Annotated in this window: 15 protein-coding genes and 1 tRNA gene; 7 read left to right on the plus strand and 9 right to left on the minus strand. The window is 67.8% G+C overall.

Features of this window, described 5'->3' with window-relative positions:
- Positions 1-78: 78 nt before the first annotated feature.
- From mepA to ABNQ39_RS09105, 3 genes are all read right to left on the minus strand, one after another.
- Positions 79-1,047, minus strand: a complete 969-nt coding sequence (gene mepA / locus ABNQ39_RS09095; RefSeq protein WP_376957010.1) for a penicillin-insensitive murein endopeptidase — start codon at positions 1,045-1,047, stop codon at positions 79-81.
- Positions 1,048-1,204: 157 nt separating this feature from the next.
- Complete coding sequence (locus ABNQ39_RS09100; RefSeq protein ID WP_376957012.1) at positions 1,205-2,338, minus strand: ABC transporter permease; 1,134 nt, start codon at positions 2,336-2,338, stop codon at positions 1,205-1,207.
- 79 nt (positions 2,339-2,417) lie between these two features.
- A complete protein-coding gene (locus tag ABNQ39_RS09105) occupies positions 2,418-4,211 on the minus strand; it encodes an ABC transporter transmembrane domain-containing protein (protein ID WP_376959773.1) in 1,794 nt (597 codons plus the stop codon).
- Positions 4,212-4,444: 233 nt separating this feature from the next.
- Here ABNQ39_RS09105 and rpmE point away from each other — a divergent pair, with 233 nt between their 5' ends.
- On the plus strand, positions 4,445-4,669 hold the full coding sequence (gene rpmE, locus ABNQ39_RS09110) for a 50S ribosomal protein L31 (RefSeq protein ID WP_012974887.1): 225 nt from the start codon (positions 4,445-4,447) through the stop codon (positions 4,667-4,669).
- A gap of 121 nt (positions 4,670-4,790) precedes the next feature.
- On the opposite strand, the gene ABNQ39_RS09115 is transcribed toward rpmE, so the two are convergent.
- On the minus strand, positions 4,791-5,219 hold the full coding sequence (locus ABNQ39_RS09115; protein ID WP_376957015.1) for a DUF1465 family protein: 429 nt from the start codon (positions 5,217-5,219) through the stop codon (positions 4,791-4,793).
- A gap of 264 nt (positions 5,220-5,483) precedes the next feature.
- On the opposite strand from ABNQ39_RS09115, the gene ABNQ39_RS09120 reads away from it, so the two are divergent.
- Entirely contained in the window at positions 5,484-5,972 is a 489-nt protein-coding gene (locus ABNQ39_RS09120) for an Hsp20 family protein (protein ID WP_376957017.1), read from the plus strand.
- Positions 5,973-6,074: 102 nt separating this feature from the next.
- Here ABNQ39_RS09120 and ABNQ39_RS09125 read toward each other — a convergent pair whose 3' ends face one another.
- The 3 genes from ABNQ39_RS09125 to ABNQ39_RS09135 all read right to left on the minus strand — a co-directional run bounded on the left by ABNQ39_RS09125 (position 6,075) and on the right by ABNQ39_RS09135 (position 7,811).
- Positions 6,075-6,674, minus strand: a complete 600-nt coding sequence (locus ABNQ39_RS09125; protein WP_376957019.1) for a PDC sensor domain-containing protein — start codon at positions 6,672-6,674, stop codon at positions 6,075-6,077.
- A gap of 131 nt (positions 6,675-6,805) precedes the next feature.
- Positions 6,806-7,468 (minus strand): hypothetical protein, encoded by a 663-nt coding sequence (locus tag ABNQ39_RS09130; RefSeq protein WP_376957021.1) that lies wholly within the window; start codon positions 7,466-7,468, stop codon positions 6,806-6,808.
- A 253-nt stretch (positions 7,469-7,721) separates the two neighbouring features.
- Positions 7,722-7,811, minus strand: a tRNA-Ser gene (locus tag ABNQ39_RS09135).
- A 208-nt stretch (positions 7,812-8,019) separates the two neighbouring features.
- On the opposite strand from ABNQ39_RS09135, the gene rplU reads away from it, so the two are divergent.
- The 5 genes from rplU to ABNQ39_RS09160 all read left to right on the plus strand — a co-directional run bounded on the left by rplU (position 8,020) and on the right by ABNQ39_RS09160 (position 11,930).
- Positions 8,020-8,337, plus strand: a complete 318-nt coding sequence (rplU, locus tag ABNQ39_RS09140) for a 50S ribosomal protein L21 (protein ID WP_012974890.1) — start codon at positions 8,020-8,022, stop codon at positions 8,335-8,337.
- A 56-nt stretch (positions 8,338-8,393) separates the two neighbouring features.
- Positions 8,394-8,681, plus strand: a complete 288-nt coding sequence (gene rpmA / locus ABNQ39_RS09145; protein ID WP_098739208.1) for a 50S ribosomal protein L27 — start codon at positions 8,394-8,396, stop codon at positions 8,679-8,681.
- A gap of 162 nt (positions 8,682-8,843) precedes the next feature.
- A complete protein-coding gene (gene obgE / locus ABNQ39_RS09150) occupies positions 8,844-10,151 on the plus strand; it encodes a GTPase ObgE (protein ID WP_376957024.1) in 1,308 nt (435 codons plus the stop codon).
- Complete coding sequence (gene proB, locus ABNQ39_RS09155) at positions 10,141-11,280, plus strand: glutamate 5-kinase (RefSeq protein ID WP_376957026.1); 1,140 nt, start codon at positions 10,141-10,143, stop codon at positions 11,278-11,280. Before obgE ends, proB begins: the two co-directional genes overlap by 11 nt.
- Positions 11,281-11,282: 2 nt before the next feature.
- Complete coding sequence (locus tag ABNQ39_RS09160) at positions 11,283-11,930, plus strand: HAD family hydrolase (protein WP_376957028.1); 648 nt, start codon at positions 11,283-11,285, stop codon at positions 11,928-11,930.
- A gap of 22 nt (positions 11,931-11,952) precedes the next feature.
- Here ABNQ39_RS09160 and ABNQ39_RS09165 read toward each other — a convergent pair whose 3' ends face one another.
- The gene (locus tag ABNQ39_RS09165; RefSeq protein ID WP_376957030.1) at positions 11,953-12,531 is read right to left on the minus strand and encodes a hypothetical protein; all 579 of its coding nucleotides are present in this window, start codon (positions 12,529-12,531) and stop codon (positions 11,953-11,955) included.
- 133 nt (positions 12,532-12,664) lie between these two features.
- Positions 12,665-13,840, minus strand: a complete 1,176-nt coding sequence (locus tag ABNQ39_RS09170) for a divergent polysaccharide deacetylase family protein (protein ID WP_376957032.1) — start codon at positions 13,838-13,840, stop codon at positions 12,665-12,667.
- Between the last annotated feature and the right edge of the window lie 13 nt (positions 13,841-13,853).

Raw genomic sequence — 13,853 nt, forward strand, 5'->3', positions numbered from 1 at the left:
AATCTGTCCAGCCTCAGGTTAGACGGACGCTAATTGCATGCAAGTGGAAAAATTTCTCCGCGGAAACACGTTAACCCGTCAGCGCGCAGCCTTGGCGGGCGCCGCCGCGGAGTCGGCCAGCGACGCCATGCGGGTGCCCGCCGCGTTCAGCACGGGAGCGCAGGCTGCCGGCATCTTGCGGACCACCCGCGGCTCGGGCTTGTAGCCCGGCGGGTGCTCGGTGGCGGGAGCGGCGCTGTCCAGCCAGGACATCAGCTCGTCCCCGCAGCCGTCGCCTTCCGGCTGGGCATCCTGCTGCTCGCACTGCGGACTGCCGGCGGGGCAGCCCAGCCGGATGTGCATGTGGCCGTCATGACCGTGCCAGGGGCGCAGCTTGTTCAGGAAGCTGCGGTCGGCCCAGCTGCGCTGGCACATCGCCAGCTTGATCGCCGGGTTGACGAAGATTCGGGTGACACGGGCATCGCTGGCGGCGATCTGGATCATCTTCGCCTGACGGTCCGACCAGTCCTCGGTGACCCGCATGCGGTCGTAATCGACATATTTGATCTCGTCCAGCCGCTCGCGGCCTGCGCGGCCCATCGGCGGCAGGTCCAGACGCAGCCAGACATCGGCATCCAGGCCGATCTGGTGGCTGGCATGGCCCGACGGCATTGGCCCGCCGCGCGCCTGCCCCATGTCGCCGATCAGCGCAGTGCCCAGCCCGGAGAGCGCCACCCGCTGCCCGAAGTCGCGCAGCATGTCGACCAGCACCGGATGTCCGTAGTTGCGCTGGCGCGACAGGCGGATCACCTGATAACCGACGCCTTCCGGCGGCAGGGCACGGGCACCCGCGATGCAGCCGGCGGCATAGCCGCCGATGGACTTGGCGGCCCCCAGCGAGGGGCCGGTCACCGCCCCCCAGGCGACGCTGGTGGCATAGGCCGGGATCGGCGCCGGCTTCTTCTTGCGGGACTTGGCGTCGGCCTCGCCCACCGCCAGCAGGGCGACGGCCAGCCCGACGCACGCGACCAGTTTGAAGGCACGCCCGCCAAAAGCGCGAAAACCCATCTCTGCCCCCCGCTTCACCGTCGCCAGCACCGCCACTGTTACGGCTATAGCGGAGTCGTGGTTAAGGAATGATGGAGGAGGCATCCAGCCGGCACAACCGGACGGACAGGCGCAGAGCCGGGCCATCGGTGGTGCGCCCCCTGGCGGCTCCCGCGGTTCAATCCAGCGTCTGGCGATAGCGTTTCAGCGCCACCACCGTGACCACCGTCAGGAACAGCGCCAGCGCCAGCACCTCCGCCGCGATCTCGGCCAGCCCGTTCCCCTTCAGCAGGATGCCGCGGACGATGCGCAGAAAATGGGTCAGCGGCAGGATTTCCCCCACCGTCTGTGCCCAGCCGGGCATGCCGCGGAAGGGAAACATGAAGCCGGACAGCAGCATCGACGGCAGGAAGAAGAAGAAGGACATCTGCATCGCCTGCAACTGGTTGCGCGCCAGCGTGGAGAAGGTGAATCCGACGGCCAGATTGGCGGCGATGAACAAAATCAGCACGGCGGACAGCAGGCCCAGGCTGCCGACGATCGGCACGTCGAACAGCAGGCGCGCCGCCACGACGATCAGCAGCACCTGGACATAGCCGACGACGACGAAGGGTACGATCTTGCCCAGCATCACCTCGAACGGGCGCACCGGCATCGCCAGCAGGTTCTCCATGGTTCCGCGCTCCCGCTCGCGGGTGACGGCGAGCGCCGTCATCATCACCATGGTCATGGTCAGCACCACGCCCATCAGGCCGGGCACCACATTGTACTGGGTGATGCCTTCCGGGTTGTAGCGGCGGTGGACGCGCAGGTCCACCGGGTCGGGCCCGGTCCGCAAGCTCGCCAGCGGCCCGGTCAAATCGGGGTTCAGCGCCTGCCGGGCGATGGCGGTCAGCGCCGACAGGGCGTTGCTGGTCGCCGCCGGGTCGGTGGCGTCGGCCTCCACCAGCAGGACCGGGCGGGTGCCGCGCTGGAGATCGCGGGCGAAGCCGGGAGGGATGGTAACGGCGAACTGCACCTCCCCTTCCGCCAGCAGCCGGTCGATCTCCGCCTCCGAAGCGGCACTGCGGGTGATGGCGAAGTAGCGGGAATTCTCCATCGCCGCTACCAGCGTCCGGGCGAAGGGGCTGGAGTCGGCGACCAGAAGCGCGGTCGGCAGCGCCTTCGGGTCGGAGTTGATGGCAAAGCCGAACAGGATCAGTTGCAGGATCGGCACCCCCACCATCATGGCGAAGGTCAGCCGGTCGCGCCGCATCTGGATGAATTCCTTCACTATCACCGCCATCAGGCGGCCCGCCGATATCCGCGCCATCGCACTGCCTCATGGGGGCTGGGAATGGCGGGAAGGGTAGCGCGGTCGGCCGGAGGCGTCGATGTGCCCTTATGTCCCTTTACGCCACTCCGTCCGCGCGGTCGAACTGCAAGGCCGCCAGTCTGGCATAGAGCCCGCCCTGCGCCACCAGCTCGCCATGGGTGCCGGTCTCGACCACGCGGCCCTTGTCCATCACCACGATGCGGTCGGCGTTCAGCACCGTCGCCAGCCGGTGGGCGACGATCAGCGTGGTGCGCCCATGCATCAGCCGGTCGAGCGCATCCTGCACCATCCGCTCGCTTTCGGCATCCAGCGCGCTGGTCGCCTCGTCCAGCAGCAGCACCGGCGGGTTGCGCAGGATGGCGCGGGCGATGGCGAGGCGCTGGCGCTGACCGCCCGACAGCCGCACGCCCTTCTCGCCCAGGAAGGTTCCGAACCCCTCCGGCAGCGCATCGAGGAAGTCCAGCGCATGGGCGGCCTCGGCGGCGGCCCGCACCTCGGCATCCGACGCGTCGGGCCGGCCGTAGCGGATGTTCTCCCAGGCGTTGGCGGAAAACACCACCGGGTCTTGGGCGACGAGGCCGAGGCGACGGCGCACATCGACCGGGTCGGCATCGCGCACATCGACCCCGTCGAGCCGCACCGAACCGGCCTGCGGGTCGTAATAGCGCAGCAGAAGCTGGAACACCGTCGATTTGCCGGCGCCCGACGGGCCGACCAGGGCCACCCGCTCGCCCGGCTTCACGTCCAGCGAGAAGCCTTCCAGCGCCGCCCAGTCGGGGCGCGACGGGTAGTGGAAGCGGACAGCGTCGAAGGACAGCGCCCCCGCCGCCGGGCTGGGCAACGGCTTCGGTGCGGCCGGGGCACGGATTTCCGACTCGATGGCGAGCAGGCCGAACAGACGCTCGGTGGCGCCGGCCGCGCGCTGGAGGTCGCCGATCACCTCGCTGATGGCGCCGACCGATCCGGCGACGACCACGGAGTAGATGACGAAGGCCGACAGCTGGCCCGGCGTGATCCGTCCGGCCACCACGTCATGACCGCCGATCCACAGGATGATGCCGACGGCGCCGAAGACAAGGACGATGACGATCACCGTCATCACCGCCCGTACGCGCACCCGGCGGATGGCGACGTCGAAGGCCTCCTCCACCCGCTTGCCGAACAGGGTGCGGTCGATGGCCTCGTGGGTGAAGGCCTGGACCGTCCGGATGGCGGCCAGCGTCTCCTCGACGAAGGAGCCGATGTCGGCGATGCGGTCCTGGCTGTCGCGCGACAGCTTGCGCACCCGCCGGCCGAAGAAAATGATCGGCGCCACCACCAGCGGAACCACCAGCGCCACCAGCCCGGTCAGCTTGGGCGAGGTGATCAGCAGCATGCCGGTGCCGCCGAGGAACAGCAGCGCGTTGCGCAGCGCGATGGAGGCGGACGAGCCGACCACCACCTGCAACAGCGTGGTATCGGTGGTCAGCCGCGACAGGATCTCGCCTGTCTTGGTCGTCTCGAAGAAGCCGGGCGACAGGGTCAGTACATGGTCGTAGACGGCGCGCCGGATGTCGGCGACCACCCGTTCGCCGATCCAGCTGACCAGATAGAAGCGGCCATAGGTCGAGGCCGCCATCAGCGCGATCACCGCCAGCAGCACCAGGAGCGAGCGGTCGAGCAGCGAGGTGTCGCCGCCGGCGAAACCCTGGTCGATCAGCACCCGCATCCCCTGCCCCAGCCCCAGCACGGTACCGGCGGCCACGGTCAGCGCCACCATGGCGCCCAGGATGCGCCACTTGTAGGGAAGCAGGAACGGCACCAGCCGGCGCAGGGGGCCGAGGTCGCGGCGGCGGGCATCCGCCTCGCCACGGGCGGAGGCAGCGATCATGTCGGGGGAGGGTTGGCGAGCCACGCGGTTCCCGCTTGTCTGTTGGGGTTATTGATGCGGATCGCTGGCATATAGCGCGGTGCGGCGACGCCAACAAGGCGATGGACGGGCGAAACCGCCGCGGAAACGGCCGTGGAACCCGCCGAAGACTCCCTGAACGAGGCTCGATTCCGGGGTTGCACCGGCGAAGGCGTTTTGGTATAGACGCCGCTCGCTTTGCAGGAACCCCGGCCATGAAGACTGACATCCATCCCGACTATCACGAGATCACCGTGGTCATGACCGACGGCAGCTCGTTCACGACCCGCTCCACCATGGGCAAGCCGGGCGACACGCTGCGCCTCGACATCGACCCGAAGTCTCACCCGGCCTGGACCGGTGTGCAGAAGCTGCTGGACACCGGCGGGCAGATCGCCAAGTTCAACAAGCGCTTCGCGAACTTCGGCCTCAAGAAGTAAGCGTTACCGCACTTCTATCCTGCCGATGCGAAAAGGGCGTCCGACCGGTTCGGACGCCCTTTTCGTTTGTGCTTTTCCATTTGCGCATGGTGCGGCGGCGGTCCTTCACCCCACCGAAAGCTTACCCGACAACCGCCGCGGCGGCCTCGCGCTCCACATCGGCGCGGACCATGGCGTCGAGCCGGTATACACGCATATAGAGGCTGTGGCTGCGCTCCAGCAGGCTGCGCAGGCCAGACGGCAGTTCCTCGTTGTCGGGGCCGCTGGGATCGGAACAGATCTCGCCGCCGGACAGCGCGAAATCCTCGCTCGCCGCCTGCTCCTTCGACATCTCGCCGGCATGAACCGCCTTCTGCGCCAGCAGCCACGCCATCACCTGGGTCAGGCGGCTGGTCACCCGCATGGATTCGTAGGAGATCTGCAAGCGCACCTGCGGCGGCAGCTTCCGGTGTTCGGCCGCATCATGATAGGCGATGTAATTCCGCGCCTCGATCAAGAGGGCCATGGTCTCGTCGTAGGGACCGTTGAAGAAGAAGGTGTGCGAAGTCATGGTCGTCGGCCCCCTCCCGCGGACTTACGGCCCTAGCCTGAGCCTTGCCGCAACTGATTAACAATTGGTGACTGGGCGGTACCCGGCAACCCCAGGCGGGATCCGGCCGGCGTTTGTACGACCACCCTCTTGAACAGGAAAAAGCGTCGATTATCTCTCGCTCGTCAGGCGGATGCCCATACGGGGTCCGCCTCCAAACCCACCGTCGACGACCGACCAGACCGTGGTCCTCGATGGCCGTATCGCTCTTTCGGAGGATATGTCATGCGTAGCTACGACCTTTCGCCGCTGTTCCGTTCCACCGTCGGTTTCGACCGCCTGTCGCGTCTGCTGGAGACCGCGACCACCGGTGACGAGGCGGCGTCCTACCCGCCCTACAACATCGAAAAGCTGAGCGAGGATTCGTACCGGATCACCATGGCCGTTGCCGGCTTCGGTCTGGACGACCTCAACATCGTCGCTCACCAGAATTCGTTGACCGTCACTGGTAAAGCTAAGAAGGACGAGCCGGCCGGCCAATTCCTCTACCGGGGTATCGCCGGGCGCGCGTTCGAGCGCCGCTTTCAGCTGGCCGATTTCATCAAGGTGACCAGCGCGTCTCTTCTGAATGGCCTTCTGCACATCGAGCTGGCGCGCGAGGTACCCGAAGCGATGAAGCCGCGGAGCATTCCGATCGTCACCGCCGCCGGCAACCAGGCGGTGGAGGTCGAGACGCCCGCTCCGGCCCCCGCCCTGACCCAGCAGGCGGCCTGACGCCCTGACACGGTCCGTCCGCTCTTGAGTCGGACATGAGAACGGCGCCCCGGACCATCCGGGGCGCCGTTTGCTTTGCCGAACCGCCGCTGTGGGTGGCGCCTATTGGCCCAGCTTCGCAGTATCCAGAACGATCATCGCCACGCCGATCTTCTGCTTGCCGGCCGGGTCCATCACCGGAACGCTGGCCTCGGTCAGCATGGCGCCGGTCTTGTCGTCCTTCTCCGGGTCGGTCATGTAGAGATCGGCATTGCCGGTGAAGATCTTCTGCCATTTCGGCTCGTCGCCCTGCCAGAAGTCGGAGGTCCCGGCGGTCTGGCCGACATTCAGCCCATGGTCGTCCATCAGAAGGATTTCGACGATCCGGCCATTGCTGCCGGCGACGACCTGCTTCAGCTGCTTGGACACCGCATTCGACGAGACCTCATCGAAGGCCGGGTTGGCGCCTCCTGCCTTGGCCGCCGCCTTCCACCTGTTGTCCATCTCGTCGATCTTGGCCTGGGCGATGCCGGCATTCCTGCTGTTCTGCGATTTCACCGCGCCGACCACCGCCGGATCGGCCAGCCAGGGCTGGGCCTGCTGGCTGACCGCCTTGCGCACCGCGCCCTCCAGCGCGGGATCCGCGGCGGACGCCATCGGGAGCGTGCCTGCGCACAGAAGGGAAATCGCGCAGCCGGCGATCCAGTATCGAGCCTGCGTCATGTGATGTCCTCCCAGTCGTTTGGCCCAGTCATGGGCGGGGCGATGGTCGGCCTCCCGATGCCGGCGCCACAGCGTCGGGGCTTGTTTTTCCGTCAAACGGAAGATCCGTGATACGGATCAAATGCCGGAGATCACTGGCGCGGAAAGCTGTCCGGCGGCGCCAACACCCACTCGGCGTAGCCGGCGCGCAGCAGTTCGTAGGCGGCGACCAGCCCGGCGGCCCCGGCATAGGCGGTGACCAGCACCTGCTCCGGCGAGACCTGCGCCCCGAAGACGATCAGCAAAGCGCCAAGGAAAGGCCCGCCCAACAGGAATGCCGCCAGCCACAGCGGTTCGGCCGACAGCCAGGCGCTGAGCACCGCACGGGTCCGTTGCGACAGGCGCAGCAGTCCGCCGGCCTTGGCGTCGAGCGCCTCCAGGCTGCCGGCGCGCAACTCCGCCAGCCGCCGGCCGTCACCGTCGATGAAGACGACCTCCACCTTCATGCCATGGCGGCGGACGGAGGCGCGCACCGAGTCGCCGAGCCGCGTCTCCAGCAGGATCGCGTTGCCGCCCAGCGCAGGCAGAGCGTCGCGCACCTCCTCCGGCGGCTCGCCCCATTCGCGCAGCGCCGCCAGGATGACACGGGGGTCGTCGCAGGGAAGCGCATCCATATGGATCACCCGCCCCTGCGGCGCCGTCACCTTCAGGACCAGCACCTGCTCCGCCGGATCGTGGGTGCCTTCGACGCGCAGGCCGCCGTCGACGACATAGGAGAAGCGCAGGCACCCATCGTGACGGCTGAGCGAGTTCATGGCGGCACCCCTCCGGTCGCATCCCTGGCGGATCGCACCGAAGGGATCTGGGCGTTGGCGTTGAAATGACCAACAAACCAGCCGGGGGAACGGCCATCGCGACGGCCCGGAGAAAAAGGAGATGCCCAACCGGAAAAGACCGGGGCGGCCGAGACAAAAGCAGCCGAGACAAAGGCCGCCACGAGCCGGACAAGAAAAAAGCGCCTAGCCGATCCGGCTGGCGCTTTGCAATTTACTCTCTGGTGAGAGAGAATGGCGGATGGGGGGAGATTCGAACTCCCGATACCCGTGAGGGTATGCCGCATTTCGAGTGCGGTGCATTCAACCGCTCTGCCACCCATCCGCTGCCCCGTTTGGCGGGGTGGGCGGAACCTATATAAACGCCCCCGGCCGTGCAAGCCTTTTTTGCAGAAAAATGCGAAGCTTTTCGGCCGTATCCCTGTTGACTCTCAGGCCACCTTGAGTATAGATCGTCGCTCCCATGAACGGGCTTGCGCATCGAACGGTGGGCGAGAAGCCCGCCGTTTGTTTTGACATAGGCAGTGACGACAATGTTTGCAGTGATCCGCACCGGCGGCAAGCAGTACAAGGTCGCCAATGGCGACGTGATCCGTGTTGAGAAGCTCGAGGCCGATGCTGGCGCCTCCATCACGCTCGATGACGTGCTGATGGTCGGCGACGCAGGCAACACCACCATTGGCACCCCGACCGTGGCCGGCGCCTCGGTTGTCGCCGAGGTCGTCGCCCAGGATCGCGGCCCGAAGATCATCGTCTTCAAGAAGAAGCGCCGCCAGAACTACCGCCGTAAGAACGGCCACCGCCAGGACCTGACCGTCCTGCGCATCACCGGCATCAACGGCGCGGCCTGATCCGGGTCTTCCGGTCAAGCTTCCAGGCGCACCTTCAGTATTAGGAGCAACACCCCATGGCACACAAAAAGGCAGGCGGCTCGTCCCGCAACGGCCGTGACTCCGCCGGTCGCCGTCTCGGCGTGAAGCGTTTCGGCGGCGAGAAGGTCGTCTCCGGCAACATCATCGTCCGTCAGCGTGGCACGAAGTTCCACCCGGGCGAGAATGTCGGCCTCGGCCGCGACCACACCATCTTCGCGATGGCCGACGGTCAGGTTTACTTCAAGCACAGCTCGAACGGCCGCACTTTCGTGAACGTCGTTCCGGCCAACGACCAGGAAGTTCCGGCCGTCGCCGCCGAGTGATCGGGCCGAACAACCAGTAAGGTCGTTGCGCGGCCTGTGTCGCAGGCCTGCACGCTTGTGGGATAAAATCGGGGGACCGGGCGACCGGCTCCCCGATTTTCGTTTTCAGTCCGGTGCCGTCCCGCCGCCGGTTTCCCTTCCGTTTACGGGCAAGGTCCCCCGATGAAGTTCCTCGATCAGGCCAAGGTGTTCTTGAAGAGCGGTGACGGCGGCCCCGGTGCCGTGGCGTTCCGGCGCGAGAAGTTCATCGAGTTCGGCGGCCCGGACGGCGGCGACGGCGGTCGCGGCGGCGACGTGATCATCGAGGCGGCGGACGGCCTGAACACGCTGATCGACTACCGCTACAAGCAGCACTTCAAGGCGCAGCGCGGCCATCACGGCATGGGCAGCAACCGCAACGGCGCGCGCGGCGAGGATGTCGTCCTGAAGGTGCCGGTGGGGACCCAAATCCTGGACGAGACCCAGGAAACCGTGCTGTGCGACCTGACCGAGGCCGGACAGCGCCGCGTCTTCCTGCGCGGCGGCGACGGCGGGCACGGCAACGCGCACTTCAAGACGCCGACCAACCGGGCGCCGCGCAAGTTCCACCCCGGCTGGCCCGGGCAGGAGCAGTGGGTGTGGCTGCGGCTGAAGCTGATCGCCGACGCCGGCCTGCTCGGGCTGCCCAATGCCGGCAAGTCGACCTTCCTGGCCGCCACCACAGCGGCCAAGCCGAAGATCGCCGACTATCCCTTCACCACGCTGGCTCCCAACCTGGGCGTCGTCCGCGCCGGTGACGAAGAGTTCGTCATCGCCGACATTCCCGGCCTGATCGAGGGCGCACACGAGGGCCATGGGCTGGGCGACCGCTTCCTCGGTCACGTCGAACGCTCGCGCATCCTGCTGCACCTGATCGACGGCACGGCCGACGACGTCGTCGCCTCCTACCGCACGATCCGGAACGAGCTGGAAGCCTATGGCGGCAACCTCGCCGACAAGACGGAGGTCATCGGGCTGAACAAGTCCGACGCCCTGCTCGACGAGGAGATCGAGGAGAAGAAGGCGGCGCTGGAGGAGGCTTCGGGCGCCGAGGTCATGGTGCTGTCGGGCGCCACCGGCCAGGGCGTGAAGCAGGTGCTGTACCGGCTGCTGACCGTCATCAAGGACTCGAAGGCCGAAGAGCCCGAGGTCATCAACGCCCCGGCGACCCGCTCCATCCCGCGCCCGCCGGTCGGCCAGAAGCTGCCCGACGACGGCGAGATGCAGTGGGACGATGAAACCGGCGAATGGGTCGGCGGCGAGGACGATAATCTCGAGGAAGACGATCTCGAGGACGAGGATTTCGAAGAGGACGCCCTGGAAGAGGGCGAACTCGAAGAGGGTGAGGAGCAGGAAGGCGACTCGGACGAAGCTCTTGACGGAGAGGAGCCGGAAGGCGAAGAGGACGGTTCGGACGACGATACGGACGGAACCTCCCGCCATGGCGCTTGACGCCCCTACCCTTCTCGAATCCCGCCGGCTGGTCGTAAAGATCGGCTCGGCCCTTCTGGTCGACGGGGAAACCCGGCAAATCCGCCGGGATTGGCTCGACGCACTGGCCGACGATGTCGCCGCCTGCCGCAAGCGCGGGCAGGAGGTGGTGATCGTCACCTCCGGCGCCGTCGCCTGCGGGCGGGAGCATCTGGGCCTCGTCGGCCGGGCGCTGAAGCTGGAAGAGAAGCAGGCCGCCGCTGCCACCGGCCAGATCCGCCTTGCCCACGCCTATCAGGAAACGCTTGCCCGCCATGACGTGACCGTCGCCCAGGTGCTGGTGACGCTGGAGGACACGGAAGAGCGGCGGCGTCACCTGAACGCCCGCAACACCATCGACACGCTGCTGAAGCTGGGCGCGGTTCCCGTCATCAACGAGAACGACACCGTCGCCACCGCCGAAATCCGCTTCGGCGACAACGACCGGCTGGCCGCCCGCGTCGCGCAGATGGTCAGCGCCGACACGCTGGTGCTGCTGTCGGACATCGACGGCCTCTACACCGCCGACCCGCGCAAGGACCCGGACGCCCGCCATATCCCCACCGTGCGCGAACTGACGCCGGAGATCGAGGGCATGGCCGGCGAGCCGCCACCCGGCTACAGCAGCGGCGGCATGGTGACCAAGATCGCTGCGGCGCGCGTCGCCCTGTCGGCCGGCTGCCGCATGGTCATCGCCAAGGGCAAGCGCATGAACCCGCTGGCGGCGCTGGAGCTGCGGCCGGAGGATGGCGGCGCGCTCTGCACCTGGTTCCTGCCGTCGGCCGAGCCGACCAGCGCCCGCAAGGCCTGGATTGCCGGCCATGTCAACGCCACCGGCGTGCTGGTGGTCGATGACGGCGCCATGCGCGCCCTGTCCCACGGCGCCAGCCTGCTGCCCGCCGGCGTCAGTGCCGTGCAGGGAGACTTCGACCGCGGCGACGTGGTGATCGTCCGCACGCAGGAGGGGCGCGAGGTCGCCCGCGGCCTCGTCGCCTACAGTGCCGACGACGCCCGCAAGATCCTGCGCCACAAGAGCACCGAGATCCCGGAAATCCTGGGCTACCAGGGGCGTGACGAGATGATCCACCGCGACGATCTGGTGGTGCGGTGACCATGGTTTCGCGCAGCCCGATCCGCGCCATCCTGTGGGACATCGACGGCACGCTGATGGACAGCGAGCCCTGGCACCAGCAGATCACCGTCGACGTCTGCCGCGGCTATGGCCATGAGCTGAGCGAGGAGGACTGCCGATCGATGCATGGCGTGGCCTTCCGCGAGATCTACGCCGCCCTGCATGCCCGCCGCCCCTTCCCCATCGACCTGCCTGCCTGGGCCGACGAGATCAACACCCAGTATGTCGCCAACGTCGACCGGGTGCGCCCGCGCGACGGTGCCTTCGCCCTGGTGGAGGCCTTCGCCGCCCGCGGGCTGGCCCAGGCCTGCGTGTCGAACGGCGGGCGCATGATCGTCGACGCCAACATGCGGGCGATGGCGATCCCGCATTTCCGCTTCAGCATCGCCCGCGAGGACGTTGCCAACGGCAAGCCCCATCCGGAGCCCTACCTGCTGGCGGCGACGATGCTGGGATTGCCGCCGGAAGCCTGCGCGGTGATCGAGGACAGCCCCACCGGCGCCCGCAGCGCCAAGGCTGCCGGCATGCTGACCATCGCCTGGCCCCAGCACCCCGCCGTGGTGTTCGACACGGTGGACCATCTGGTCGAGGATCCGGGGGCGCTGGACTGGGATGCGCTTTGCGGGTGAGAGGGCGCTGCCGACCGTACCCTCAGTCCAACGTCCACTTGGCCATCTGCGGAAACGGGGCGAGCCCGTTGTCGCCCATGAAGGCAAACATCCCCGCATAGCCGGTGAAGTCCGCCTGCGCCAGATTGATCAGGCCGGAATGGGTTCCCTGCTCGATCCAGGCCAGCATCGGGTGGGTGCCCTCATAGCCGCTGCACCGGTAGGAGCCGGGAAAGAACAGACACTCCTGCGGCAGGCCCAAATGCTGGACCACCGCGTAGGACCAGGCCTGCGACATGAACTCGCCCTGGCGGGCGGCCCTGGTCAGGATCGGGTCGGGGGAGCCGTCGCGCGCGGTCTGGTCGGCGAGGATGGTGTCGATGTCCGCCTGCACGTCACGCCCCAGCGACGGCCAGTATTGGCGCGGCAGGACGATGATGTGCCCCGCCTCATGCAGCAGGTCGCCCGGTCCCAGCAGCGTCTCCGGATCGACATGCAGAGCCCCGGCCTGGATGTTCACACCGGGCAGGAAGCCGCCATGGGCAGCGTCGCCATACTCCACCGGCATGCCGATGCCGCGCAGGAACGCAACAATGGGCTCCAGCGCTTCCGGATGAAACATCCGCCCTCTCCGCCAATTCGAAAGCCGGCGTGGATATTCCCGCATAGGACGCAGTCGCGCAAGGCGCAGGCGTGCATCCGCCCGGCGCGCGTTGTCGCATTCAAGCGGATGGAGTGCGGAGCCGGTTGGCGCGCTACTTCTGGATATTGACCACAGCCGACACCGGGGCCAGCGCGATGCCACGATCGGCCAGAGCGGTCATCCAGAGATTGAGGCGCTCGATCGTCGTCGGATAGGGGGAAGCGAAACCGACGGCGGCGCCGTTGGTCTTGGCAATCTCTTCCAACTCGCGCAACTGGTCGTCGATGGCGCCGCGCGACAGGTCGCGGTCGATGACGCGGTCGCCCAGCGCCCGCGGCACGCCGGCCAGATTGGCGAGCGGCCCGGCGACGCTCTTGGGATTGGCGCGGGCATCGACCAGCAGCAGGCCGCGGGCCTTCAGCGCGTCGATCACCGGCTGCATCGCCGCCGGGTTGGCAGTGAACTTGCTGCCGGTGGTGCTGGTGATGCCGACATAGCCCACCGCCTTGCCCAGCGACCATTCCAGCCGCTCCATGTTGCGGTCGGGGCCGAGCATGGTCAGCAGCGCATTGGGACCGGGATCGTCGCGCGGATAGTTCAGCGGTTCCATAGGCACCGACAGCATCACCTCGTGCCCCTTGGTGCGGGCACGCTCGACCCAGTCGTCCAGCCGCTCGGCATAGGGCAGGAAGGCGAGCGTGATGCCGGGCGGCAGCTTCGCCAGCGCATTGCCGGTGGTGACGCCGCTGAGTCCAAGGTCGGACATCACGATGGCGATGCGCGGCCGCTTGTCGGTCGCCGGGAATGGCCGGGCATAGACCTGCCAGGGCTTGCGCCCGTCCTGGGCAATGCGCGGCAGCGGGCCGTTGCGGCTGTCCTCCACCAATCCCGGCACCGGGGCCGGGACCAGCGTCACCGCCGCCGCCGGAACACCCGGCAGCGGCAGCGGGGCGGCATCGGTCGGCAACGGCGGTGGAACCGCCGGGGCGGCAACCTTGGGCTCCGGCTGCGGTGGCGGCGGCAGCGGGGCGACCGCCACCGTCGTCGACGGAATCGACGCCTGCCACGCGTCCCGCGTCGCCCCGCCGTTCAGCGCCAGCCAACCGGCCAAGCCGGCATAGGCGACCGCCACCACGGCGACGGCACCCAGCAGGGCTTTGGAAAGCGGCTTGCGCGGCCGCCCTGCCGGGTCGTCTCCATTGCGACGGAAACGGCGCAGCCAGCCGAGCCCGGGGCGCAGGCCCCGGACATCGAACCGCAGACGACCGAGCAGGGCGGGAGCCTTCACCGTCGTTCGCTCC

Source organism: Azospirillum sp. A26 (assembly GCF_042604635.1).
Taxonomy (GTDB): domain Bacteria; phylum Pseudomonadota; class Alphaproteobacteria; order Azospirillales; family Azospirillaceae; genus Azospirillum; species Azospirillum palustre.

Coding starts and splice junctions, on each gene's coding strand:
- ABNQ39_RS09125 (WP_376957019.1), bottom strand. CDS start 6,674: ATGACGCAGGCTCGATACTGGATCGCCGGCTGCGCGATTTCCCTTCTG.
- ABNQ39_RS09120 (WP_376957017.1), top strand. CDS start 5,484: ATGCGTAGCTACGACCTTTCGCCGCTGTTCCGTTCCACCGTCGGTTTC.
- ABNQ39_RS09160 (WP_376957028.1), top strand. CDS start 11,283: ATGGTTTCGCGCAGCCCGATCCGCGCCATCCTGTGGGACATCGACGGC.
- obgE (WP_376957024.1), top strand. CDS start 8,844: ATGAAGTTCCTCGATCAGGCCAAGGTGTTCTTGAAGAGCGGTGACGGC.
- ABNQ39_RS09130 (WP_376957021.1), bottom strand. CDS start 7,468: ATGAACTCGCTCAGCCGTCACGATGGGTGCCTGCGCTTCTCCTATGTC.
- rpmE (WP_012974887.1), top strand. CDS start 4,445: ATGAAGACTGACATCCATCCCGACTATCACGAGATCACCGTGGTCATG.
- ABNQ39_RS09100 (WP_376957012.1), bottom strand. CDS start 2,338: ATGGCGCGGATATCGGCGGGCCGCCTGATGGCGGTGATAGTGAAGGAA.
- ABNQ39_RS09105 (WP_376959773.1), bottom strand. CDS start 4,211: ATGATCGCTGCCTCCGCCCGTGGCGAGGCGGATGCCCGCCGCCGCGAC.
- rpmA (WP_098739208.1), top strand. CDS start 8,394: ATGGCACACAAAAAGGCAGGCGGCTCGTCCCGCAACGGCCGTGACTCC.
- mepA (WP_376957010.1), bottom strand. CDS start 1,047: ATGGGTTTTCGCGCTTTTGGCGGGCGTGCCTTCAAACTGGTCGCGTGC.
- ABNQ39_RS09165 (WP_376957030.1), bottom strand. CDS start 12,531: ATGTTTCATCCGGAAGCGCTGGAGCCCATTGTTGCGTTCCTGCGCGGC.
- ABNQ39_RS09115 (WP_376957015.1), bottom strand. CDS start 5,219: ATGACTTCGCACACCTTCTTCTTCAACGGTCCCTACGACGAGACCATG.
- rplU (WP_012974890.1), top strand. CDS start 8,020: ATGTTTGCAGTGATCCGCACCGGCGGCAAGCAGTACAAGGTCGCCAAT.
- proB (WP_376957026.1), top strand. CDS start 10,141: ATGGCGCTTGACGCCCCTACCCTTCTCGAATCCCGCCGGCTGGTCGTA.